Here is a 23,294-nt window from a genome sequence, read left to right on the forward strand (position 1 = left end):
CCTTTAGCTGACGGGCGCGTAGCAGCACACGGTCACGGCCTCCGCGAGGACGAGTTCTCCTTCCACCTCGCCGCCGCTCGGCGTGCACGTGCCCTTCGTGTACTCGAGGATCTCGGCGGTCTTGCCCGCGAGCGCCGTGCCCGGCATGAAGTCGCGGCAGGGGGCGATCATGCCGGTGGAGACGTTTTCGGCCGACTCCTCGACCGTGCACATCGGCCCGCTGAAGATCCGGTACTTCACCTTGCACGAGCCACCACTCGGCGCATCACACGTGCAGGCCGAGCAAGCCCGGCTGTCGTCGACATGCGCGTAGAGGACGTGCCGCTCGCCGCCCCAGCCCTCGGGGCAGGTGTGCTCACCGGCGCGCATGATGCACGAGGAGGAGCTTGGTGCGCCGGGCACGCACACCTTGCCGGGCTGGTCCACGCACGTCGGCGCTGGCTTGCCGCTGGCGCAGGCGCGGCCGATCGGGGTGGTCGGCCCGCCAGCCCACGCATGGGCGGGCGGAGGAACAGGATCCCCTACGAGGTGCGGCGTGCAGGGTTCCTCTTCGATGACCGGGGGCGAGACCGTGATCGAACGGACGCACGGCACACCGCCGCAGAGGAAGCTCCCCGGGATCGACTTGTCCTGGTTGCAGGTCCCGTCCCAGTTTGTCGGCGGATCGAAGTTTGTCTTGACACCACCTCCCGGGCATGCGTGCGAATCCACGGTCCACGTCTCCGGCAGCTTGCACGTCCCCTCGGGCGCATCGCACGCGCATGCACCACAGGAGGGCGCAGGCGGCGCGGGGATGCCTTCGAACGCGAGGATCGGAGCATCCTCGGAGCAGGGCGGGGGTTCCTCGGGCCACGACGACACGAACGCGATGTGTGCCCACGCATCCGGGGCAGGGGAGACGCAGGTTCCTCCGGCGCAGAACGAGGCCGTCCCGCCTGCGCCGCCGTCGCCGCCGTCGCCGCCATCGCCGCCATCCGTACCTCCGTCGCGTACGCAACGCGGCGGGATCGGAGGAGGACCGTTCGGACACGCCTCGGGAACGGGGCAGAAGCAGCAATCGGTCGCGAGTTGCTCAGGTGAGCAATCGCCCCCAATGTCGGAAGGCCCGAAGCTGCACGCAACAACCATGCTGGCCGCCGCCGCAAACCCTGCCACGAGCACGAGCCCCACACGCAACGTCTGACGCATGACGCGCACGCTACCGCGGTTGCCACGTCGGGGGCAAGCTCGGCGACAAACCTGAGGCGGGACGAGCCGGGAGACGACAAACGAGCCGATGGATGCTCAGCGTGCCTGACGGAACACATCGATGATCCGATCGACGTGAATCCCTTCATTACGGAAAAAGCGGTCTCCCGATCCCGGCTCGGTGATCCAACCTCCGCTGTGGTGCAGCGCCACGAGCCGCCAGTCCTTGTCGAACACGGGTGCTCCGGAGGAGCCGGGGAGCGTATCCGTCAGGTATTGCACGCGCCCATGGCCCACGTGGACCACGTGGTTGTGAAAAAACGAGAGCTGCTTCTGATCGCCGCCCGGGTGCTGGATGATGTTGACGCGGTCGTCGACGCGGACATCGGCCGTTCGTAGCTCGATGGCGCCCCACCGCGCCGACGGGCTCCCCAAGACCTTCACGATCGTGCAGTCGTCCTCGCGGGAGGTGACGAAATGAGCATCGGGATCGAGCCGCAGCTCAGCGGCGGGGTCGCACGGCCGCTCGTTCACGCCGCGGTGGTGACTTCAACGTTCCCTGCACGGCGTTGCAGGGCGCTCCATGAAGCTGCGGGTGGAGGCCACAGCGCCAACGTGATAAACGTTGCGCATGATAGATCCTGTCACCGCTGATCTCGCGGCTTGCGTGCAGGCCCTCCGCGCGGATCCGATCTTGACCGAGAACACCCTGGGCATGATGGAGTTTTGCCGCGGTCTCCTGTCGCGTGGAGAATCAGGTCTCGCGCTGGTGCGCGCGGTCGTGCGAGACAGCAGCTACAAGGCACGGCTCCGTGCGTGCGCCGCGCGCGTCCTGAGCCCGCACCTGGAGCCGGCCGACGTCGAACATACTTGCTCGCTGCTGCTCTCGGGAAAGCCTATGACGCGCTACACGGCCGCGGTGGCCTTGTGCCGCACGGCGTCCCCTGCGTCCGTCGACGCGCTGATCGAGGCCCTGGACGACGACGAGCTCATCGCGGGCATGTATTGGGGTTTGCACGTGAGCGATGTTGCCGCGCTGGCGCTCACGCGCATCGGTGGAGCTGGCCAGCCTGCGCTTGCGGCCTGGGGCGAGAGGCGACGGCAAGAACTTCATCATCCCTCCTCTCGCCTGGTGGCCGCCTGTGCCCTTGCGCGGGTCGGAGATGCGCAGGGACACGCGGTCCTGGAAGAGCTCGTCGCGACGCAAAATGACTACATGGCCAGTGATGTGCTCGAAGCTTTGCGTGAGGGCAGGGAAACATATTTGTAAGGCGTTTCGATGATTCCAATCGCGGAGCCCCCCCCCACCGCGATTGCCGTCGCGTGGATACGACTACTTTATCCGTGTCTTCCCGTGGACCGTCGGTCTTTCGACGTTGCGTGCGAGGAGGCCCTCGTAGTCGATCGACGTGATGATGCGAACACCCATGCCGGTCTCCGGATCCGTGCCAGGGTACCCCGTGAACACCGTGGTGTCGGTATTCTCCAATTTGGAGCCGGTGAAGATCCGCTCGTCGTAGAGCACGAGTGCCGGTCCAGCTTCGCCAGTATACACAGTTGCCGTTCCGATTTGCTGGCCCTTCGAGAGGACGGGAACCGCTCGATTCTTGTGTGCGTTCCATTTCTCTCCTAGTGGGCTTCTCGCGCGAATCTGTCTGCGAAACCCGTCGTACGCCGTCTCCCATTGCGATGGCATGAGGGTGGCTAGAATACGATTGGCCTCACTGCCCATGACGGGACTCTTGTCCGGTGTCAGAAACGGAACGTTGTCAGGCGCCTTCAGTTTCCACTGGCCATTGGTATCTACGACGTACTGTTCGCCCGGCAGAGGCGGAGGATAACCGTCTTTCACCGCCTGGCGATTCAGTTGATCGGAATTCCAATGCCGAAAGTGTTTTCGCCTGGATGTCGGCGAGGTTTCCCGGGGGACGAGGTTTATCTTCCCTGATGTCGGGTCCCTCTTGCCCGATGGGTCGACCATCATCGGGTTCTCCGGTGTGCTGCCCGGCTTGATGTAGAGCTGGTACGCTCCCTTGTTGTTCGGATCCTGCGTGTAGAAGTGGCCCTCGGGTGCGGGCGTGTACTCCGTGAGGGGCGTCTTCTTGATCTCGGACCCATCGAACTTCGCCGCGACGAAGTCCGGGCCTGCCTCGAAGTTCGTGAGCTTCTCCTCGTGCTCACGCACCTGCGCGCGTAGGTCCTCGAGGAGCTTGTTGTGCTTCTCTTCCTGAGCGGCGTCGAACTTCTTTCCGGTCGACTCGTTCCCGCGTATCTCGTGGCTGTACGACTGGATGAGATGCGCGAGCTTTGCGAGCTCCATCGCCGAATAAAAGGCCTGCGAGCGCCAGGGCTGGCTGCCCGGATCCTTGGGGTCGGGCTTGCCCGAGAGCAACGCTCCGGCTCGATTGATCGCATGACGGACCCGGCCCGACAGGCCCATGTAACGGAGCAACATCTTCGCCGCGACGGCGTGGCCGACGATCATCTTCGTGTCGGCACGGACGCCGGCAACCACGTAAATGTCCCTGATCAATCCGTAGGCGTCGAACTCGGGGACGGCCATGGCCTCCAGCGGCCCCACCGATTCCGACCGATAGACAGGGATCTCCCTTCCCGTGGCCATCTTCAACAGGGAATGCACCGTCGGATCGGCGCGACGCCCCGGGACGTGCGGCGCTTGTTCGCCGCCGCGCGCCTTAGCGTTTTTCCCCTCCATCACGAGGTGGTGCCCGGCGGCAATCCCGAGATTCAGCAAATGAGAGCCGAGGAGCTCCATGATCTGCGCCCGACGAATGCTGTCGGGCAGCAATTCATCTTCGGAGATCGTCTTGATCTGCGCATAGAGATCGGCACCGGCCACGGCGACGCTCAGCCCGTCGAGGCCGAAGCCGAAGATCATCAAGCCGAGCTGGCCACCTGCGGAAACCGGGATCAGCTTGAGGCTGGCCGCCGCCCGCACGGCGCCGACCGGGGCGCTGAGGACGTTGATCACGTCCATCCACATGCTGAGATCGTTCGCGCGCAGCGTACCCAGGGCAGCGCGGTCGGCCAGTCGATAGGCCGAGGGAATGGCGCCGACGACGCCGACCGGTATCATGATGGAGAGCATCACGCCGGGCGCGAGGAACGGCGCGGCGGCCACCGTCGCCACGGAGATCGCCAGCGTGATGTTCTCGATGCTCTCCAACGTCAGCGCGGACCGGTCCTTCTCGATGCGAATCGTTCGCGTCGTTCCGGCCCCGCCGAACTCCCCTGCCATGTACGGAGGGATGTAGAGCGTACAGGATCCACGGCCATACCCGTGGTCGCTCTCGAGCAGCTTCGTCGCCGCGGCGACGATGGCGTCCTCGCGGTTCTCCCTGGGGGCGCCCACCTCGAAGCTGCTTTTCTTGGTGGTGGAGTCGAGCACGGCATAGACGAGTTGGTCCCCGTCCGCGGGGCGCTCCACGGCCTCGAGGAGGAGGCGGTGCGTGACGCCGTCGCGCCCCACGAGCGCCGCCGTGATGCGCACGGGCGGCTCCAAGGACGCGCCTTCGTTCTCGCTCTCGAGGTCGAGGAGATGCGCCTGGCGCCGCATGAGGATCTCGTCGATGTCGGCGATTCGCTGGGTCAGCGCCTCGATTTCCTTCGAATCCGGCGCGGGCTCGTCCCGCTTCGGATCGATCGCGCTCGTCTCACCGGTCTTGCGGGTCTGGAGCTCCGTGAGGCGGCGATCCAGCATCGCGCGCTCGCGGAACAACACGGGCAACGCGTTGCCATGGAGCGTCTGGCGAATGTCCTCGTACTCGCTGAGCAGGGCCATCCGGGTTTCGGGGGCCATCGATTTGTCGTTGCTGAAGAGCTCCTTGTAAAGGTCTTGAAGACGGCCTTCCTCCTCGAACATCGCCCGCACATCGGCATCGACCCGCAGCTTGGACATCTCCGCGGACGGTCGCACCCATACCGGCATCCACGCGACGCTCGGGGCGCGCTCGATGACACGACCCTCGACGGCCATCGGCGACGCGATGCAGCGGACGATGTAGAGGCCGCTCTTCTTGAAGGGCAGGGCATGCGCAAAGGACGGCTCGGCCAGGGTCTGGATGCCCGCTCGCACGAACGTCCCGATCGGCCGCAGGATCGCGTTGAGGGAGACCAGGGTGGCGGCGCCGATGCTCGGGGCCCCGATATCGCTGATGAGCGCCTGGAGCGCGCGCTGGATATCGACCGCGTTGTCGTCCATGTCGCGCCCGAGCCGCTGCCAGAGCACCGCGCCCATGCCTGGCGCCTCCCCTTTGGCCTCGAGATCGAGCGCCGTTTGCGCGAGCTTCTTGATGTCGTTCTCGGGGACCTCGAGGAGCTGCCACTCATAGTTGAAGAACGTGGTCGCCGATTCCATCAGGCTGCTGATGTGAAGCTGCATGAAGAAGGTGGCGTCCGAGCCCTCCGGCAGGTCAAAGAACTGCTGATCGAGCGCGGGATAACTCATCAGGCTGGAGGGCAACGGCGGCATCGTCGCCTTCACGGGCCCGTCGAGCAGGTGATCCTCGCCCTCCGCGTCGACGAGCCGCACCTTCATCCGCAGAGCGAAATCCAGAAGCAGCTTCTTGCGGACCTCGTGGTTGTCCACGTCGAGCGCCTCCACGGCGAGCTTCGGCGCCCTCTCGATGTCCAGGAGGAGCTCGGCCGCGAGGTACTCGTCCGGCACGCTGTTCGCGGGCGCGGGCTCGTACACCCCGGAAGCCAGGGGGCGGACAGGGGGCATTCGCCACAACGCGCGGTACGCGGGCTCGTCCACCAGGCCCGGGTCCTGGCGAATGCCGTCGACGGCGTACGCGGGCACCAGCAGGGTGTCACGAATCGCATCCTGCGTTCGGCTCATCCGGCCCGCCAGTCTCTTCTGGTTCACCAGTCCGGGCTTCCGGGCGTCGATGAAATCCCTCAAGAGCCCCCGATGGCTCAGAATCACGCGGAGGAAGATCGACTCCGTGTACCAGGGCGGGAAGGCGAGCGCGTACCGGAGCTTCTCCCAGGCTCCCCGCGCGTCGTCGACGGCCAGGATGTAGGCGACCCGCTCCTCCTCGAGGGCGAGCTCGATGCCTCGGGCGAGGAGCCATTTGACCAATTTTTGCGGGATCGACTTGTAGAGAGCGAAAGGGGGAGCAAGCTGCGCTACCGGCGTCTCTGCCTGCATGCCCACGACCGAGAAGCCCTCCTGCCGCAACGCCTGGTACGCCTCGACGGCGAGGCGGGGGCTGTAGCGCTTCTTGCCGACGAGATGCCATAACGCGGCAGCCGTCATCTGGAGCTGCTTGTTGGGACCGGCGAGCCATCGCGAGCCCGGCTTCGGCGTGAAGTAAAGTCCCTCGATCCGCACCTTCATCGAGGTGAGCATCGGCTCGGCGAGAAGATCCTCCACGTCTCCCGTGACGGCGTCGTTGTCCGCCGCGGGCCCCGGCCCGAGCGGGGCCAAAGGGCGACTCACAGCCGCGCCTCGCGCGTGTGCCTGGCCGAGTTGCGCAGCCTCGGCTTCGGCAGCCAGCCGCGCCCGTGGGCCCGCTCCGCCCACGGGCGCGGCGTTTCGCGCCTGTGCCAGATGGGCGAGCTCGTGCGCGAGGACGTATCGCCCCGTATCCGTTCGCGGGTCGACCTTCGTGGGATGCAGATACACGACGCCGCTGTCCACGAGCCCCCGGGCCCCGCGCGATTCGAGCTGCCGCTGGGCCTCGCCATCCGCCCGCACCTTCACGCCCCCCGGCTCGATCCCGAATGCCGACGCGAGTGTCTGGATCTCGCGCGGCATGGCCGCATTCAGCGTCGAATCCGTAGCCGGCTCGGATTCTTCCGACACAGAGCTCACCCCATCGGCTCCGCGCGCATGTGCAGAGCTGCTTGAAGCGTTCGCAGGGGATGCCTTGCGGCTGGGATAGACTTGCCAAGAGGGAGAGAGCCTCCATGCCACAGGCGTCCAGGGCTGGGCCATGGTGGGCATTTCACTCGACAGCTCGGGCACGCCCCGCCCCGAAGCAGGCGCCTGTCGCCGCGAGACATCCGTTTTTTGCACCGGGGAAGGGATGGCTGCGCGCGATTTTCGCTCGAAGGTGGACATGCTGTGGCCTCCAGTGGCGCTTGCTCCAAGGATACCGCACGACGGGCGAAATGGGCAGCTCCCATTCGCATGAACTGCGCCGCGCACGTGCGACGACGGGAGAGGAAACCTATCGTCACACGCGATAGCAACAACTCGAACCACACGGTGACCGCCCTGCCGCGCACCGCATACGTCTCCGGCGCCGTCACGTGCAGGCGTGGGATTCGTGCTTCGTCGACCACGGAGGCCGCGTCCCCCTGCTGCGGGAGCCTTCCTCCTTCTCTACGCCCCCATCGCCGCCACGCGGTCGTCAAAGGCCGTGCCAGCCTCCAAGCAGCAGCCACTCCTTATAATAGATAGCCGCTCTCCATGGTCGCCCAGAAGGAGGTGCCGCCAGCCCGCGAATACACGTTCGCGCTCCTTTCGAGGACGCCCTCGCCGGTCGTCCCATGACGCCCTGCGACGCAAGATCCGCTCCGCAACCCCTGAGGAGCGAACCCAGCAGCAAAATCGCAACGGCAAGGAAGAATGCGCCGCGTGACGAGGTTCTCGAATGCATGAGCCGCCCTCCGTACGCTGCCGCGGAGACCGCTCTCCTCATTGATGAGCCCAGCCAACACACGAGTGAAGCGCACATCACCCCACGGACTGTGCAAAGTATTTTTGGGTACGCGCGTTAAATTCACCAAAAATGGGGTTGCATTGATGGGTTGATATGTTGTAGTCTACACCCCGTCCGAGACGGAAGAAGGGAGTGCTACGGCCCGGTGGTCGCCCCCCCTGGTGGCCTTCCCTTCCATTCAAGGAGGGTCTCATGTCGCTAACGACCGCCGTTGCGTATGGTCCGATTAGCTTTCTTACGACGGGAGGGCAACAATTGCTCATTCCCGTGACTGCATTCGGGTTCGACACGAATGGTCAGATCCAATTCGTCACGCCCGATTCGCCTTATTCGGCAGCGTTGGATTGGCTCAATCATCTGTACGAAACCGGCTATATCAGGCCGGGAAAGGCGCCCGCTCCAAGCCTGGCAATGGTGATTCGCGCAGCGGATCCCGGGGCGTGGGGCAATCAGATCCAGATCAAGGTGACCGCCGCGGAGGAGACGTTCGACCTCGAGGTCACGGCGACGACGACGTATACGAACGTCTCGCGCGAGACGCTCCTCGATGAGCTCGGGACCGAGACGCGGCCGGGCTCCAAGCCGGGGCTCGTCCGCTTTCGTGACGCCGATTTGCCGCTCGTTCTCCCGGCCGCGCTGGCGGGGGCTTCCCTGGCCGGCGGGACGAATGCCACCCCTGTCCCGGCCGCCGCCACGAGCGGCACGCAGATCCGCAAGTACGGCGAGGATGTCGCCGCCTTCCAGCTTGTGGCGCGGAAGCCCGGCTCGCGTGGGAACGACATCGACATCGTTATCGAGAATGTCGTGAGCGCCGACGGCACCTTCTCGCTCGAGGCCGTCTGGAACGTCAAGTTGACCGCGCTCAATCCGACCACCGTGGGCATCTTGACCACGATCAACGACGCATTCGGCTACGTGGTCTCGGTCGCGGCGCCCGTCGGCGGCTCGCTCGGCATCCCGCAGACCAGCACGTTCAACCTGACGGGCGGCACCGACGCGACCAAGGCTTCGGCGAGCCCCATCACGCAATAGGCCTGAACCCCTACCGCATCCAGAAGTCGAGGGTCCCGTCATGCCGGTCACCACGAGTTACCCTGGTATCTACATCGAAGAGTTGCCGAGCACCTCGCGCACCATCGCGGCTGCTCCCACCTCGATCACGGTCTTCATTGGCTACACGCACCCGTTCAAGACGAAGCAATTCGACAAGCCAGTCCGAATCTTCAGCTTCGCCGATTACGAGCGCGAGTTCGGAGGTCTTTACCGGAACGTGTACCTGGACAACAGCGTCCCGTACGCCGTCCAGCAATTTTTCCTGAACGGCGGCTCCGATGCCTATGTCATCGGTCTGAAGCCCCAGCTCCATACGTCGGGGAGCACCACCGCCTTCACGAAGACGGAGGCGAGCATCGGTACGAATGCCGTCCTCCGGGCCCTCGAGCCCACGGATGCCTCGTCGCCGATGACGGCGTCGGTCAGCAATCTCGTGGGGAACGTCGCCGACATCACGATCTCGTACGGAAGCCGCGTGGAAGTGTTCCGTGGGGTCAAGCTCGTCAAAGAAGCTGGCGATGCCGTGAACAGCATCGAAGTGCGGCTCGCCAACTCCTCGCTGGCGGAGCTCGTCGAAGTCGCGGATTACGGGGCGTATGTGTCGACGTCGACTCCGGTGCTGTTCCAATACGCGGTCGTGCCCGATCCGAGCGCGACGACGTTTTTTGAGAATGATTTCCTGCCGATCTTCGGCGATGGACAGCTGCTCGACAAGGTCGACATCTTCAACCTGATGGTGATCCCTGGCGTGGCCCATCAAACCGTCCTGAGCCATGCGCTCACGTTCTGCGAGCGGAAGCAGGCATTCCTGATCGTCGATGCGCCGCCGAACTACAAGGTCAACGACATCGTGGACGATCCGACCGTGCTCGACGTCATTCCCAAGAGCACGAACGGCGCGCTGTATTTCCCCTACCTCAACTCGCTCGATCCCCTCACCGGCAGCACCATTTTCATTCCCCCGAGCGGCACCGTCGCCGGCGTCTTCGCGCGCACCGACACGAACCGCGGCGTCTGGAAGGCTCCCGCCGGGCTCGAGACCACCCTCCGCAACGTGAGCGGCGTCGTCGCCGACGGGCGCATGACCGACAAGCAGGCCGGTGTCTTGAACGACCACTCGCTCAATGCCATCCGCACCTTCCCTGGGGTCGGCTCGGTCGTCTTCGGCGCGCGCACGCTCGTAGCGAACAACCTGTCGTTCCAGCAGTGGAAGTACGTATCGGTCCGGCGCATGGCGCTCTTCATCGAGCAGACCCTCTACCGGAACCTCGGATGGGCGATCTTCGAGCCCAATGACGTCCCGCTCTGGACCGCCCTGCGCACCAGCGTCGAGGCCTTCATGCTTTCGCTCTTCCGGCAGGGCGCCTTCCAGGGGACCAAGCCGAGCGAGGCGTTCCTCGTTCAGTGCGATTCCTCCACCACCACGCAGGCGGATATCGACCTCGGCAGGGTCAATCTCATCGTCGGCTTCCGGCCCCTCAAGCCGGCGGAGTTCGTCATCGTCAAGATCTCGCAGCTCGCCGGCCAGGCGCAGGCGTAGGAGAACCCATGGGCAAGCCTTTCGCGATCAACACCCGCCGGTACGATCCCTACAAAGCGTACCGGTTCCTCGTCTACCTGGGCGAGTCGACCGCGCCCGTCGCCGGCGTCAGCAAGGTGGGCGGTCTCAAGCGCTCCTCCGACGTCATCGAATACAAGGAGGGCGGCAGCGCCCTCATCCTGAAGGGCCTCGGCCGCACCAAGTACGAGCCCGTCACGCTGGAGCGCGGCATCACGCACGACAAGGATTTCGAGGAATGGGCCAACGCCGCGCAGGTCCTCGACAAAGGCGCGCCCTCGCAGTCGCTCGACAAGCTCCGCAAGGAGGTGCGCATCGAGCTCCTCAACGAGGCCGGCCAGCCGGTGCACCGCTACGTCCTCCACGACTGCTGGGTATCGGAATACCAAGCCATGCCCGAGCTCGACGCGGGCGGCAATGCGGTGGCCATCGAGACCATCAAGCTCGAGCACCACGGCTGGGAGCATGACCTGAGCCTGGGCGAGCCAAAGGAGATCTGAGTTGATCGGCTTCCGCCTTCCCGTCAGCGAGCTCCGCGTCACGCTGCGGCAGCCCGGAGGTGCCGAGGACATGCTCCTCGCCGAAGCCTCCGACTGCGACGTGGGGCTCGCGCTCGCGCTCGCCTCCGCCCTCGCGCGCTCCGCGCAGGGCGAGGCGATCGCCTGGGAGGCGCTGCCCCTCACGGATCTCGACGCCACCCTGCTCCGCATCCGGCAAATGGTGATTGGAGATCTTGTGCGCACGGATATCCAATGCCCGGCGGAGGGGTGCGGCGAGCGCATCGACATCGCATTCCGCGTCACCGATTACCTCGCCCACCACCAGCCTCGCAAGCCGCGGGGGATCGAGCGCGACCGCGAGCCGGGCTGGTTTCGGATGACGAACCCTGACGTATCCTTCCGCCCCCCCTCGGGCGCCGATCAGCTCGCCATTGCAGACGAGCCCGAGGGGGCCCGCTTGCTTGCCGAGCGCTGCATCCGGCCCGCAGATGCTCCGGCGCGTGTACGACGGCGCGTCGAAGCTGCCATGGAGGCGCTCGCCCCCAGCCTCTACGGCAAGCTCGATGGCACCTGCCCCGTATGCGCCGCGACGGTGCGCATTCCCTTCGACCCGCAGCGTTACGTGCTCCTCGAACTCCGCGCGCAGGCAACCTCCCTGTACGAGGAGGTCCACCTGCTCGCGGGTCATTACAAGTGGTCCGAGCAGGACATCCTCGCCTTGCCCAGGCTCCGACGAACCCGTTATGCCGAGCTCATCCACGCGGAAAGGAGCGCAGGATAGATGGCCAAGGGTTCCTATCTCGGCGCCGTTGCCCGTCGCGCGCGTGCGGACGCCCCTTCGCTCATGCCGCCTCGACGCTTCCCGCCCGCGCGAGGCGCCGAGCGTATGCCTGTGGCCTCGGCGGAGCCGGAGGTCCGGCGACCTCAGCCGCCCCGCGCAATCGCACCGGCTGCCGCGGATGCGCAGGATTTCTCGCCGTCACCGCATGATACGGTGCCCATGGAATCCCCATGGCCCGGGGTTCTCGATGCATCCATTCCGATGCCGCGGCCCGCAGCCCCCGAGCCTCGCATCACGGTCGGCGAATCCGTCGTGACGCCGTCACGGCCGGCACCTGCCTTGCGATCGCCGGTGCCGAAGCTCCGCGGCGCCCCGCCCGAGGGGGAGCGCCGCGACACGAGCACACCGCCACCCGCGGCCATGCCCGCGCCGCCGGAGGTGCCGGGGCCTGCTACGCGCACGCAGCCCCGCACCCCCGTCGCCGATGATCCCATGGCTGCTGTCGGCGCAGCATTGCATGCTGCAATGCAATGGGTTTCGCAGCCCGCGCCGGAGGCGCACGGCCCGCGCCCGTTCCCTCCTTCGACCGCGGCGCAATCCTCCGTGCCCATGGCGTCGCCCGAGCCCCGGGCCGAGCCTCCTGGGGCCTCGCGCGTGCCCGACGCGCCGCCCCGCGCCCGTGCGCAGGTCCTCACGCGCCCGCCGGGCGAGCCGCTCCCCCGGCCGGCGTTGCCGAAGGCCACGAGCGGACGATCGATTCATATCGGCACCATCGAGGTGCATGTCGCGCCCCCCCCGCCGCCGCCCGCGGCCCCGTCCCCGAATCGCCGGGAGGAGCGGCGCGCGGCGTCGGAGACCACGAATGTGGCGCCGACGCTGCTCTCACGCGGCTTCACGACGACGATCGGCCTGCGGCAAGGATGATGCATGGAAGCGGCCCCGAAAGGCCGCTGAGGAGATGTCACGATGCAGGAGGTCCACATCGACCGGCTCGTCTTGAAGCTCTCGGGCCTGACCGAGGACGAGGGGCGGCGCCTCGCCATGAAGGTATCCGAAGGGCTCGCAGCGGCCGACATTCCGAATGCTGCCGTCGAGAACCCCGGGGCCCTGCGGCTCGACCTGCGAGCTTCGCCGCGGGAGCAGAGCGACGTCGACTCGCTCGCGCACCACATCGTCAGCGGTATCGTACGAGAGCTGTCGCGCTCGGCATGACGGCCGTGAAGAAAGGGAGTTGAGAGCATGCCGGGCTATTTCATGAAGGGCGCGTTGGTTCAGCTCGCGAAGAAGGGGCCGATCCCCGTGCCCAATTTGATCATGTTCCAGTACAACCCGGAGACCATCGAGCACACGTGGGATCAGCCCGATGGAGGGGGCGGCGGCTCCAAGCCTGGCTCCTATTCCAATCCGCAGGCGGCCTCGGGAAAGCCGGGCGAGTCGTTCTCGTTCACGCTCCAGATGGACGCGAACGATCAGATCGCCGAGGGGAGCCGCATCGCGGCCATTTCGGGCGTCTACACGAGGCTCGCTGCCCTGGAGATGCTGATCTTTCCGGTCGAGGTCAAGGAAGAGCTCGTCGGCGCGACCGGAGCGAAGAATGCGTGCGAGGTGCCGCAATTCCTCCTCCCCACCGTCCTCTTCGTTTGGGGCCCGGGGCGCATCCTGCCCGTACGCGTGACGAGCCTCAGCGTGACCGAAAAGCTCTTCGACAAGCTCCTCAACCCCACCCAGGTGGAGGCGAAGATCGGGCTCCGCGTGCTCACGCCCGAGGAGCTCGCGGTCGCAGCTCAGGCCCACGACCCGCTCGCCAAGGTCGGCATGGTCGCTTACTCGTACTCGCATGGCCTTCGCCAGGTCCTCGCAATCGCGAACCTGGCCAATGCCAAAGGGGACGTCGGCATGCTGCCGGTCTGATTGGAGGATATGGATCATGTTCTCGCCCGGAAGCCGTTACGCCAAGGAAACCACGTATACCGTGCAGACCAAGCGCGGCCTCGTGACCGCGACGACGATCCCGCTGCCGCGGCAGCCCCAGCTCCTCGGCTTTCATCGGAGGCTCGAAGGCGAGCGTCTCGATTACATCGCAACACGCCATCTCTCGGAGCCGACGGCTTTTTATCGTCTCTGCGACGTGAGCGGCACCATCGCGCCGGACGCTCTCGCCGCGCGTGAGCTCGTGGGCGTCCCTGTCACGGGTACTTGAGACATGGCAAACGCGCTTCAAATCCTCACGGACGGCGTGGAGGCGGGTGAAGATTCGCTCTGCAAGTCCTTTGGCTCCATCGAGATCGAGGAGAGCGTCGACTTGCCCGGGGCCATCGAGATCTCGCTCCCGCTCGACGGCACGCCCGCTGGCGAGCTGACGCGCTTGACGGACCCATCGATCCAGCCCTACGCCAATCTCTGCCTCGTGGCGACGGCCGAGGAAAAGCCGCCGGAGTGCATCTTCGACGGATACGTTCTTTCCCACAAGATCCACCTGGAGACGGGGACGACGAGCTCCACCCTGAAGGTATGGGGTCAGGACGCCTCCTGGCTCATGAACCTGGACGAGAGGGCCCGTGAATGGATCGGCATGACCGACGGCGGTGTGGCGAACGAGGTCTTCAAGGAATACGGCATCACGCCTGCGTCCGAGAATACCGAGGATGACTCGCCGGCGCACACGGAGTCCGGCCACACGCTGATGCAGCGAGCCACGGACATCCAGTTCCTGAAGCAGCTCGCTCGCCGCAACGGTAAACTTTGCCGCGTGGCTTGCGCGGATCGTCCCGGCGCGCGCATCGGCTATTTCGGAAAACCGAACCTCGCGGCCGCGCCCGCCGTGACCCTCACGCTGAATCCCTCGACCACGGCCACGGTGCACGCGCTCGATTTCGAGTGGGACGTGGCGAGGCCAAGCGAAGTTGCCGCGCAGCAGGCATTGTTCAGCGACCCCGACCCGAGCGCCGCGCGCGTGGAGACCAAGGACAGCGGATTGCCCTTGCTGGAGGCACGGGGGCTCTCGGACTTCATTTCCCCAGGGCTCGGCAGCATCCAGGCGATGGGCGACCGCAAACCCAAGGCCTTGTTGACGACGACGGTCGACGACGCAGGCGAGCTCGCCCTGCGCGCGCGTTCGCTGCTCCGGGAGGCCGGCTTCTTCGTTCGTTGCAAAGGCGAAGCCGACGTCTCGCAGCTCAAGGCCGTCTTGCGCGCGGGGATGGTCGTACAGATCGACGGGGCCGGCAGCATCCACTCGGGCAAATACTTCGTCTGGAGCGTACGCCACACGATCCAGCCGAGGAGCCACAAGATGAGCTTCGTCCTGGTACGCAATGCGGTCGGTTCGCCGCCGCCCGGAGGCGCGTGATGCTGAACGAGCAGGCGATCCTGGACATCCTCGACCGGATCCGAAACAGGTTTTACGGAAAATACCGCGGCATCGTCGTCGAGGTCGAGCAGGGCGGGCGAGGTCGCATCAAGGCGAAGGTCCCTGCTGTGCTCGGCGAGACGATCACGGGCTGGTGTTCGCCTTGCGTGCCCTATGCAGGGCCCGACGCAGGCATCACCTTCCTGCCCGAGGAAGGCTCGGGGGTGTGGATCGAATTCGAGGGCGGAGACGTTTCCTACCCCATCTGGAGCGGGTGCTACTGGCACGACGGCGAGATGCCCGCCGACGCCGCGCCGGCGAGGAAGGTGATCCGCACGGCGGCGGGTCACCAGTTCCTCTTCGATGGGAGCTCGCTGCTCCCATCACTCACCATCACGGATCCCAACGGCAATCGCGTCACGCTGGACGCGATAGGGGTGACGATCAGCCGGAGCGCCGGGAAAATCGAGGTCCTCGAAGCGGCCGTCAAGGTCAACGACGACGGCATGGTGGTGACGTGATGGGCGCGTTCCTCACCGAATCGAGCTTGCTCTTGTGCCCGCATTTTGGAAGGGTCAAAACGACGGCCCCCGCCGTGCGTGCGCAAGCGGTGCAGGGCACCCTTCTTCACGCCGCCGACGCCACGCTCGTGGAGGGCTGCGTACTTCAGACGTCGAACGGGCCCCATCCGTGCGTCACCGTCGTCTGGTCGGAGCCGACGACGAGGTGCCTCGTGGGAGGACAACCCGTGCTCACGGAGAGCAGCACGGGCCGCTGCTTTGCGGCCGACGGCACGCCCCAGGGCACAGTGATCGTGAGCATGCAACAGAGGGCAAGGGGGCAATGAGGTGGTCATGAAGCGATGCGATTACGCCTTTCCGTTCCGCATCGACGGCGTCTCCGGTCAGGGGGCACGCACGCCCAGCTATGAGGCGCATGTCGAGCAGATGATCCGCCAGGTGCTCCTCACGACGCCAGGGGAGCGCGTCAACAGGCCCCTCTTCGGCGCCGGGCTCCGACGCCTCTTGTTCGCCCCGAACGCCGAGCCGCTCAACGCGACCGCGCAGATGCTCGTCCTTCAGGCGTTGACCGACGCGCTCGCCGAGCACATCGACGTGAAAGAGGTGAAGGTCCATGGGGCCGGCGAGGTGGACGACGAGGGTCAGATCCTGATTCGCATTGATTACGTGATTCGCCAGACGCGCGCCCCGCAACACACGGAGGTCCTGATCCCATGAGCGGTATTGCCGACCGCGCGAAACTGCTCCGGCTGCACCCGGAGCTCAACGGGATCGATTTCGTCGAGATCGCGAACATCGCGCAGACGGAGATCCGTATCCATTTCATGAACCCCGTCGACGACCTCGTGGGCGTCGTGACAGGCGCCACGATCACCGGAGGGGACGCGGTTCCGAAGGTGCCCGTCCTCCCGATCGACGACGCCAACGACTGGGACGTCCCGGCGAAGGTGCTCACGCTGCGCGTCGCAGCGCCCGGGGATTTTTCGACGTACACGCTCGCATTGCAGAGCGCCTCCGGTGCGGGCACGCAATCGCTCGATCCTTATTTCGATCATGCCCCGTTCTCGTTCAAGGTCGGCTGTCCTGCGCTCGTCGATTGCGAGGCGCAGGCCGCGGCGTGCGCGCCGCTACCCGCGGATCCGCCGCCCATCGATTACCTCGCCAAGGACTTCGAGAGCTTCCGTCGGGCGCTCCTCGAGTTCTCGGCGCGCCGTTATCCCGCGTGGGAGGAGCGATCCCCGGCAGATTTCGGCGTCATGTTCCTGGAGACCCTCTCGAGCGTCGCCGACGACCTCAGCTACCTGCAGGACCGCATCGCCGCCGAGGCGTGGCTGGAGACGGCCACGGAGCGGCGTAGCGTCGTCCGACACGCGCGCCTCGTCGATTACGAGCCGCGGCCGGCGACGGCCGCGCGCGTGCTGCTCCAGTTCGAGGTCACGGGCGGCCCGATCGGGGCGGGGCTCCCCGTGAGCACCCAGGGTCCCGACGGGACGACCCTCTTTTTCGAGACGGGCATCGGGCTCGGCGACCAGACGAAGTACCCGGTAAACCCGCTCTGGAACAAGATCGAGCCGCATTGGTGGAACGACGACGAGCGATGCCTCCATTCGGGCGCGACGGAGATGTGGGTCGAGAAGCACGGGCTCGGCCTCACGGCAGGGCAAAAGATCTTGATCGATACCCTGCCAGCCACCCCCGGAGATCCACCCGTGCGCGAGTTCGTCACGCTCGCGGTGGATGGCGAGGAGCGGATCGACCCGCTCGCCGGAGGCGGCGGCAAGGTCACGCGCCTCGTGTGGCGCCCCGAGGACGCATTGCGGCGTGATCACGATCTCACGCGCACGTCGCTCGCGGCCAACCTCGTCCCCGCGACGCAGGGGCAACGTTTCACAGAGACCTTCGCCACGGAGAGCGCGGCGATGCTCGGTCAGAAGGTGGCCCTCACGCGGACAGGTCCGGAAGGCACGCCGCAATACCTCTTCCCCCTCGACGGCGCGCCGCTCGCCTGGCTGTACCGCGAAGACGCCCCGGACGCGCGGCCTTGGCCCGAAATCCGGGTTACGCAGGTGAATACCAGCCCCGCCCGCCCGTGGGTGTTTCGGCGTAACCTGCTCGACGCGGAGAGCTTCGATGAGGCATTCACCGTCGACCCTGTACGGTATGCTCGCGTCGGATTGCCCGGCCCCACCGGAGCTGCGCCCATGGAGTACGACGGCGCCGAGGGGGATACGATCCGATTCGGGGACGGCTCTTTCGGCGTCATTCCCGAGGCCAAGTCCGTCTTTCAGGTGACCTATCGCGTGGGCGGTGGAGCCACGGGCAACGTGGCCGCCGATAGCATCACGCGTATCGTCCCGGGTGGGATGCTCGAAATGGTGGCCGCGAAGGTGACGAACCCCTTCCCGGCGACGGGTGGCGCCGATCCGGAGACGGACGAGGCTGTACGAAAGCTCGCGCCGCACGCATTTCGCGCGAAGACGCGCCGCGCGGTCCGCAAGGAAGACTATGAACGGATCGCCGGCGAGCTGCCCTGGGTGCAACGCGCAGGCACGACCTTCCGCTACACGGGGAGCTGGCTCTCCGTATTCACAGCGCCCGACCCGCGCGGCACGGGCGAGCTCTCCCTCGATAGGCGCATCGAGCTCATCGAGGAGCTCGAGCGCGTGCGGCTCGCGGGCTACGAATCGCACGTCCTGCCGCCGCATTTCGTGGCGCTCGATATCGTCGTGGAGGTCTGCGCGAGGCGAGACGCCTTCAAGGCGGATGTCCGGGAGGCGGTGCTCGAAGCGCTGAGCGCCGCTCGCAGGCCCGACGGATCGACCGGATTCTTTCATCTCGATCGCTTCACCTTTGGCCAGGGCCTGTGGAGGAGCGCGCTCGAGGCCGCGGTGCAGCGCGTCCATGGCGTCGACGGCGTGCGCGTGGTCCAGTTCCGACGGCGCGGATCGCCGATCGGCTTCATCGATATGCCGGCGCTCGTCAAGGTAGGAAAGGCGGAGATCCTGCGCGTGGACTCGAACCCGAGCCGACCCGAGCGAGGAAGCGTCGACGTGCTCGTGGAGGGCGGCAAATGAGTGACGACGAGAAAGTCTGCCCGTGCGACACGGTCGTGCATCCCCGGACGATCCACAATTCGCCGGGGCTCGACGTGATCGAATACCGAACCGGCGATTATGTGAGCTTTCGCCAAGCCCTCTTGCAGGTGCTGCCAGGTGAGCAGGCGCTCGAGAGATGGCAGCCGAGCGCCGAGGGTGATCTGGCGTTGCAGCTCCTCGAGTGGTGGGCATACCTCGCCGACATCCTCACGTTCTACAACGAGCGCATCGCAAACGATTCTTATTTGCGGACGGCCTATCAGCCGGCGAGCGCCTCGCGCCTGGTCAACCTCCTCGGGTATCGCCCGAGGCCGGCGCTTGGCGCGACGGGCAAGCTCTCGGCGCTGCTGTCGGCTGGCCACACGAAGGTCACGGTGCCGCAGGGTCTCTCGTTGCAAAGCAAGCCCCCTCCGGGCGAGGTGCCGCAGATCTTCGAGGTCGACGCGGTCGCCGCGGCGAGCGCGCCGGGCGTGCTGGAGGTGGACCCCGCCGTCGACACGGCGATCGACGGGTCGAGCGTGCTCCTCAGCGGCGTCATCAGCAGCGTGAGGCCATTCGACCAGCTTCTCCTCGTGGCGAAGAGCTGGAACATGTCGACCACCGGGTATGCGTGGGTCACGGTCCAATCCGTCGCCCACGAGAAGGATCCGCGCGAAAATATCAATACGCGGGTCACCTTCACCGCACCCCTGAGCGGATTCGGCGATGTGAAGGCGAAGGATTGTCGATTGCTCCGGAGCACGCTGGAGACGAAGCTCTACGTCAGGACGAATGCCCCTGGTATACTCGTGTTCCTCGAAGGGGTCGCGCACCTCACGTCCGTCGCTCGCGATCTCGCGGTCGGGGATCTCGTGTTGTTTGCATCGAGCCAGCGCAAGCACCTCGCGCAGGTCACCGAGTACAAGGAGGTCGTCTGGTACGAGAATGCGCTCAATGGGTATCCGGGGGAGCCACCGGGAACGCCGGAGGAGCCGGTCATCCCGCTTCCGAACCTCCATGCGGACATTTACTTCGCCCCCGGGGTCGGGATGCCGGTGTATGAATCCGATCCCCTGTCGGGTTACCGCGTCCTCTACGGCTTCCGCGACGTGGGCTCGCTGATCGACAACCCACCTGCGGAGATCAGCGTCGAAACGCTCACGTTGATCCCCCGCGCGGCGGTGCCGACCTCGCTCAAGCCCGGCAGCGAGGTGCTCGTCGAGGACGCGACGGGGGCTGGCTCGCTCGGCAAGGTGGATACGATCACAGGCGGCAAGATCGTGGTCGAGCTGTCCGACACGCTGCTCACGCTGAAGCCGCCGCTGCGCCTTTTCTACAATCTGCTGACCGTCTCCCGCGGCCAAACCGTGCCCCGGGAAGTCATGGGGAATGGCGACGCAACGAAGGTCGGTCAAACCTTCGCGCTCCAGCAATCGCCGCTCACGCACTTCGCAGGGGCCGTGCCCGGCGGGACGTTGCCCTACCGCAATACACTCCGGGTATGGGTGAACGACATCGCCTGGACCGAAGTGGAGAGCTTCTACGGGCAGCCGCCCGATGCGCACGTCTTCACGACCCGGCAGGACGAAGAAGGGAAGACGTTCGTGATCTTCGGCGATGGCGTGAATGGCGCGCGGCTCCCGACGGGGAAGGGCAACGTCGTGGCTTCGTACCGATATGGCGCCGGCGCGGCCGCGCCCAAGGCGGGGGCGCTCACCGTGCTCTTGAAGCCGCTCACGGGGCTCTCCGCCGTCCGCAATCCCGTGCCGGTGGGCGGAGGCGCGGACATGGAGTCGCCGGCCGCGACGCGACGCGCCGGGCCGCGCTCCGTGCTCACGTTCGGTCGGGCGATCTCGGGAGACGATTACGAAGCAATTGCGTTCGCGGCCGGTGTGCCGAGGGTCAAATCCATTTTTGCGTGGGACGCGGAGATGCAACGAGCCGTGATCAAGCTTTACGTGGGTGGTGATCCCGGCGCTGTGGGTGTCGCCGTGGCGGCGCTCGAGCCGGCGATCGACCCGAACCGACCCCTGCTCGTGCTGCCGGCAATACCAAAGAAATGCACCCTCGCGCTGGTCGTGGTCGCCGATCCTCGATACGAGGCGGAGGCGCTCCGCACGGCGGTGGAGAGCGCGCTGCTCGACCCCGACGCGGGTCCGTTCCGCGCGGGCGTCGGCCAGATCGGCGGCGCGATCTACGATAGCTGGATCATCGAGGTGTGCCTGCGCGTGCCCGGGGCCATCGCCGTGTCGTCCCTGGTCTTTGCATCCTCACCGTCCGATCCATCCGACACGCAAAAGCGGCACGACCCGGGCGAGGGCGGTTTCTTCACCCTCGCAGGCGAAGACCTCGACATCGTCATCGAGACGACGGGAGCACAGCCGTGACGACGATTTCAGACGGCTACGAGGCTTATTACACCGAAAAGCTGTGGGGCCTCTTGCCCGAGGTGTACCGGGCGGAGGACTCCACGGATACGAGCAAGAAGGGCCCGCTGCGCGAGATGGTCCAGCGCATCGGCGTCCAGGCGGCCGTCCTGCGCCGGAGCATCGATCGGATGTGGGAGGACCAGTCGATCGAGACGTGCGACGATTGGGTCATCGCCTACGTCGGCGATCTCCTCGCGACGAACCTCGTCGCGAGCCTCGACGCGCGTGGGCAGCGGCTCGACGTGGCCCGGACGATTCATTATCGGCGCCGCAAGGGCACGCTCGCGGTCCTCGAGCAAATCGCATCGGATCTCACCGGGTGGGACGCGCGGGTGGTCGAGTTTTTCCGCCGGATGGCGCGAGCGCGGCACGGGCTCGATCCCGAGATAGGCTGGCCCGCGGACAGCCCCGATCCCGAAAAGGCGCGCAAGCTCCAGGCGGTGCAGAGGCTCGTCGGGCGGCTGACCCATACCACTGCGGGGGGCTTTGCAGACCTCCGCAGCCCGCACGGCGCGCGCTTGACCGGGACCGCATTCGACGAGTTCTCGTATACCGCGGATATGCGCGTGGGCCGAGGGCACACGGGATGGTACAACATCCCGCGTCTGGGCGTATTTCTTTGGCGGCTGCACAGCCTGCCCCTCGAAGCGGTGACGCCGGTCCAGGTTGCAGGGTGCCCGAATGAATACACGTTCGATCCGACGGGGCGGAGGAGCCCTCTCTTCGCGGCGTCTGCTCGGACCTATGGCGATGAATGGATCTCCCCGGACGAACACCAGCTCCCGGGACCCATCAGCCGTCTCTTGATGCTCGTGTCGCTCGAGGAGCTGTACGCGGCCGTCGATCCGGCGGAGCCGACGGCGGTCGAGCAGCGCTCGTTCGGCATCTTCCGCCAGAACGGCGACTTCGTGGATCTGATCCCCGTGGAGCACGTCATGGCCGATCCGGGCGCGGATCCTGGAAATGACGACAAGAAGATTTATATCGATCCGGAGCAGGGCGTCTTCTTCATGCCGGCGAATCCGGATCCGCCCATCCCCGGGAGCGGGCCCCTCCGCGTCGCGTACCATCATGGATTCCCATCCACGATCGGGGCGGGCGCTTATGACAGGCGGGTGCGCGGGCAGGTGACCCCACCGCCGACGAGCGCGCCGATCGACGTGAAAGGCGGCGGTTCCGCGCTCGCAACGGCGCTCACGTCGTCGAGCGGCGAAGGGACGGTGCTCCTCCGAGATTCGCTCACCTATGGCACCATCGTCGACGTGAACGTGACCGATCTCGTGCTAAAATCCGAAAATCGGAAGCGGCCCCTCGTCAGGCTCACGCCGGAGGGCACGTTGTGGTCCTTCACCGGTGCGTCGGGTAGCTCGCTCGTGCTCGACGGTATCTTCATGAGCGGGGGCGAAATCGTTCTGAAAGGCACGTTCGAATCGGTGGTCATCGTGACCTCGACGCTCGATCCGGGCAACCTGGATCCCGACACGGACACCTACGAGAGCAGCGTCGATGGCCGGCTCCTCGCTCCTTGCCGACTTCGGATCGAGGGGCAGGTGCGGTCGTTGACGATCGATCGATCCATCACAGGCCCGATTGTGGTCGCTGCCGGCGGCGCGGTGGAGCACCTCCTCATCCGGGATAGCATCGTGCAATCCCTCGGCGCGGAGAAGGCGCTCTCGGTCGTGGGCACGGGCGAGGTCGAGATCGAGCGCGCCACGATTCTCGGCCCCGGCGAGGTGCACCGCCTCCACGCGAGCGACACGATTTTCCACGACGTCATGACGGTCGCGGACACGCAGCACGGCTGCGTGCGCTTCAGCGCGTGGGCGGAGGGCAGCATGCTGCCCCGGCGGTATCATACGCAATCGATCACTCCGGCCGCGCCGATCTTCACCTCGACGCGGTTCGGACAACCCGGATACGCGCAGCTCGCGCTCTCGGCACCCGCCGCCATCACGGAGGGCGGAACCGAGGGATCGGAGCCCGGGGCATTCTGGCGCGAGAAAAATGCAATCAAGGAGCGGAGTCTCCGCATCCGGTATCAAGAGTATGTGCCGGTAGGGCTCGCTCCAGTGTTCATTTACGTGACGTGAACGAGACCGCCTGACGATCGTCCGATCGCCAGGTTGCGACGCGGCAGCAGGGAAGGCAA

At 66.1% G+C, this 23,294-nt stretch carries 19 protein-coding genes; 15 read left to right on the top strand and 4 right to left on the bottom strand.

Annotation, left to right across the window (positions count from 1 at the left end):
* Window positions 1–3: 3 nt before the first annotated feature.
* Together QHF89_RS11715 and QHF89_RS11720 are read right to left on the bottom strand one after the other, a co-directional pair.
* The gene (locus QHF89_RS11715; RefSeq protein WP_136969419.1) at window positions 4–1,188 is read right to left on the bottom strand and encodes a hypothetical protein; all 1,185 of its coding nucleotides are present in this window, start codon (window positions 1,186–1,188) and stop codon (window positions 4–6) included.
* Between the two features lie 96 nt (window positions 1,189–1,284).
* The gene (locus tag QHF89_RS11720) at window positions 1,285–1,722 is read right to left on the bottom strand and encodes a trypsin-like serine peptidase (RefSeq protein ID WP_136969420.1); all 438 of its coding nucleotides are present in this window, start codon (window positions 1,720–1,722) and stop codon (window positions 1,285–1,287) included.
* Between the two features lie 97 nt (window positions 1,723–1,819).
* Here QHF89_RS11720 and QHF89_RS11725 point away from each other — a divergent pair, with 97 nt between their 5' ends.
* The gene (locus QHF89_RS11725) at window positions 1,820–2,458 is read left to right on the top strand and encodes a HEAT repeat domain-containing protein (protein ID WP_136969421.1); all 639 of its coding nucleotides are present in this window, start codon (window positions 1,820–1,822) and stop codon (window positions 2,456–2,458) included.
* Between the two features lie 63 nt (window positions 2,459–2,521).
* Here QHF89_RS11725 and QHF89_RS11730 read toward each other — a convergent pair whose 3' ends face one another.
* Window positions 2,522–6,970 (bottom strand): eCIS core domain-containing protein, encoded by a 4,449-nt coding sequence (locus QHF89_RS11730; RefSeq protein ID WP_284720381.1) that lies wholly within the window; start codon window positions 6,968–6,970, stop codon window positions 2,522–2,524.
* A 1,321-nt stretch (window positions 6,971–8,291) separates the two neighbouring features.
* Here QHF89_RS11730 and QHF89_RS11735 point away from each other — a divergent pair.
* The 10 genes from QHF89_RS11735 (at window position 8,292) to QHF89_RS11780 (ending at window position 15,642) form a co-directional block, all read left to right on the top strand.
* Window positions 8,292–8,912 (top strand): hypothetical protein, encoded by a 621-nt coding sequence (locus QHF89_RS11735; protein ID WP_136969423.1) that lies wholly within the window; start codon window positions 8,292–8,294, stop codon window positions 8,910–8,912.
* Between the two features lie 40 nt (window positions 8,913–8,952).
* Window positions 8,953–10,473, top strand: coding sequence for a phage tail sheath family protein (locus QHF89_RS11740; protein ID WP_136969424.1), 1,521 nt, complete (start codon window positions 8,953–8,955; stop codon window positions 10,471–10,473).
* An 8-nt stretch (window positions 10,474–10,481) separates the two neighbouring features.
* Window positions 10,482–10,991 (top strand): phage tail protein, encoded by a 510-nt coding sequence (locus tag QHF89_RS11745; protein WP_136969425.1) that lies wholly within the window; start codon window positions 10,482–10,484, stop codon window positions 10,989–10,991.
* Between the two features lies 1 nt (window position 10,992).
* Window positions 10,993–11,772 carry a hypothetical protein gene (locus QHF89_RS11750; RefSeq protein ID WP_136969426.1) on the top strand — a complete coding sequence of 260 codons (780 nt, stop codon included), beginning with the start codon at window positions 10,993–10,995 and terminating at the stop codon, window positions 11,770–11,772.
* 261 nt (window positions 11,773–12,033) lie between these two features.
* Window positions 12,034–12,696 (top strand): hypothetical protein, encoded by a 663-nt coding sequence (locus QHF89_RS11755; RefSeq protein WP_284720382.1) that lies wholly within the window; start codon window positions 12,034–12,036, stop codon window positions 12,694–12,696.
* A 42-nt stretch (window positions 12,697–12,738) separates the two neighbouring features.
* Entirely contained in the window at window positions 12,739–12,984 is a 246-nt protein-coding gene (locus QHF89_RS11760; protein WP_136935608.1) for a hypothetical protein, read from the top strand.
* 27 nt (window positions 12,985–13,011) lie between these two features.
* Complete coding sequence (locus QHF89_RS11765; RefSeq protein WP_136969428.1) at window positions 13,012–13,683, top strand: hypothetical protein; 672 nt, start codon at window positions 13,012–13,014, stop codon at window positions 13,681–13,683.
* A gap of 16 nt (window positions 13,684–13,699) precedes the next feature.
* On the top strand, window positions 13,700–13,972 hold the full coding sequence (locus QHF89_RS11770) for a hypothetical protein (protein ID WP_136969429.1): 273 nt from the start codon (window positions 13,700–13,702) through the stop codon (window positions 13,970–13,972).
* 3 nt (window positions 13,973–13,975) lie between these two features.
* Window positions 13,976–15,121, top strand: coding sequence for a phage late control D family protein (locus tag QHF89_RS11775; protein ID WP_136969430.1), 1,146 nt, complete (start codon window positions 13,976–13,978; stop codon window positions 15,119–15,121).
* Window positions 15,121–15,642: a phage baseplate assembly protein V gene (locus QHF89_RS11780; protein WP_136969431.1), complete on the top strand. Its 522-nt coding sequence runs from the start codon at window positions 15,121–15,123 to the stop codon at window positions 15,640–15,642. Before QHF89_RS11775 ends, QHF89_RS11780 begins: the two co-directional genes overlap by 1 nt.
* Window positions 15,643–15,787: 145 nt before the next feature.
* On the opposite strand, the gene QHF89_RS11785 is transcribed toward QHF89_RS11780, so the two are convergent.
* The gene (locus QHF89_RS11785) at window positions 15,788–15,943 is read right to left on the bottom strand and encodes a hypothetical protein (protein ID WP_271921770.1); all 156 of its coding nucleotides are present in this window, start codon (window positions 15,941–15,943) and stop codon (window positions 15,788–15,790) included.
* 32 nt (window positions 15,944–15,975) lie between these two features.
* On the opposite strand from QHF89_RS11785, the gene QHF89_RS11790 reads away from it, so the two are divergent.
* Genes QHF89_RS11790 through QHF89_RS11805 form a run of 4 tightly spaced genes read left to right on the top strand, consistent with a single transcriptional unit; the run spans window position 15,976 to window position 23,235 of the window.
* Window positions 15,976–16,359, top strand: coding sequence for a GPW/gp25 family protein (locus QHF89_RS11790; RefSeq protein ID WP_136969432.1), 384 nt, complete (start codon window positions 15,976–15,978; stop codon window positions 16,357–16,359).
* Window positions 16,356–18,716: a baseplate J/gp47 family protein gene (locus QHF89_RS11795; protein WP_136969433.1), complete on the top strand. Its 2,361-nt coding sequence runs from the start codon at window positions 16,356–16,358 to the stop codon at window positions 18,714–18,716. Before QHF89_RS11790 ends, QHF89_RS11795 begins: the two co-directional genes overlap by 4 nt.
* Window positions 18,713–21,103 carry a baseplate J/gp47 family protein gene (locus QHF89_RS11800; RefSeq protein ID WP_136969434.1) on the top strand — a complete coding sequence of 797 codons (2,391 nt, stop codon included), beginning with the start codon at window positions 18,713–18,715 and terminating at the stop codon, window positions 21,101–21,103. The genes QHF89_RS11795 and QHF89_RS11800 overlap by 4 nt, the downstream gene beginning before the upstream one ends.
* Complete coding sequence (locus QHF89_RS11805) at window positions 21,100–23,235, top strand: hypothetical protein (RefSeq protein WP_136969435.1); 2,136 nt, start codon at window positions 21,100–21,102, stop codon at window positions 23,233–23,235. The genes QHF89_RS11800 and QHF89_RS11805 overlap by 4 nt, the downstream gene beginning before the upstream one ends.
* Window positions 23,236–23,294: the final 59 nt, after the last annotated feature.

Origin of the sequence: Polyangium sorediatum (assembly GCF_029946465.1) — a bacterium.
Classification (GTDB): domain Bacteria; phylum Myxococcota_A; class Polyangia; order Polyangiales; family Polyangiaceae; genus Polyangium; species Polyangium fumosum.

Bases quoted from the DNA above. Each gene is read 5' to 3' on its own strand.
- QHF89_RS11715 (WP_136969419.1), bottom strand. From the start codon at position 1,188: ATGCGTCAGACGTTGCGTGTGGGGCTCGTGCTCGTGGCAGGGTTTGCG.
- QHF89_RS11725 (WP_136969421.1), top strand. From the start codon at position 1,820: ATGATAGATCCTGTCACCGCTGATCTCGCGGCTTGCGTGCAGGCCCTC.
- QHF89_RS11730 (WP_284720381.1), bottom strand. From the start codon at position 6,970: ATGCCGCGCGAGATCCAGACACTCGCGTCGGCATTCGGGATCGAGCCG.
- QHF89_RS11735 (WP_136969423.1), top strand. From the start codon at position 8,292: ATGGTGATTCGCGCAGCGGATCCCGGGGCGTGGGGCAATCAGATCCAG.
- QHF89_RS11740 (WP_136969424.1), top strand. From the start codon at position 8,953: ATGCCGGTCACCACGAGTTACCCTGGTATCTACATCGAAGAGTTGCCG.
- QHF89_RS11745 (WP_136969425.1), top strand. From the start codon at position 10,482: ATGGGCAAGCCTTTCGCGATCAACACCCGCCGGTACGATCCCTACAAA.
- QHF89_RS11755 (WP_284720382.1), top strand. From the start codon at position 12,034: ATGCCGCGGCCCGCAGCCCCCGAGCCTCGCATCACGGTCGGCGAATCC.
- QHF89_RS11760 (WP_136935608.1), top strand. From the start codon at position 12,739: ATGCAGGAGGTCCACATCGACCGGCTCGTCTTGAAGCTCTCGGGCCTG.
- QHF89_RS11765 (WP_136969428.1), top strand. From the start codon at position 13,012: ATGCCGGGCTATTTCATGAAGGGCGCGTTGGTTCAGCTCGCGAAGAAG.
- QHF89_RS11770 (WP_136969429.1), top strand. From the start codon at position 13,700: ATGTTCTCGCCCGGAAGCCGTTACGCCAAGGAAACCACGTATACCGTG.
- QHF89_RS11775 (WP_136969430.1), top strand. From the start codon at position 13,976: ATGGCAAACGCGCTTCAAATCCTCACGGACGGCGTGGAGGCGGGTGAA.
- QHF89_RS11780 (WP_136969431.1), top strand. From the start codon at position 15,121: ATGCTGAACGAGCAGGCGATCCTGGACATCCTCGACCGGATCCGAAAC.
- QHF89_RS11785 (WP_271921770.1), bottom strand. From the start codon at position 15,943: ATGCTCACGATCACTGTGCCCTGGGGCGTGCCGTCGGCCGCAAAGCAG.
- QHF89_RS11790 (WP_136969432.1), top strand. From the start codon at position 15,976: ATGAAGCGATGCGATTACGCCTTTCCGTTCCGCATCGACGGCGTCTCC.
- QHF89_RS11795 (WP_136969433.1), top strand. From the start codon at position 16,356: ATGAGCGGTATTGCCGACCGCGCGAAACTGCTCCGGCTGCACCCGGAG.
- QHF89_RS11800 (WP_136969434.1), top strand. From the start codon at position 18,713: ATGAGTGACGACGAGAAAGTCTGCCCGTGCGACACGGTCGTGCATCCC.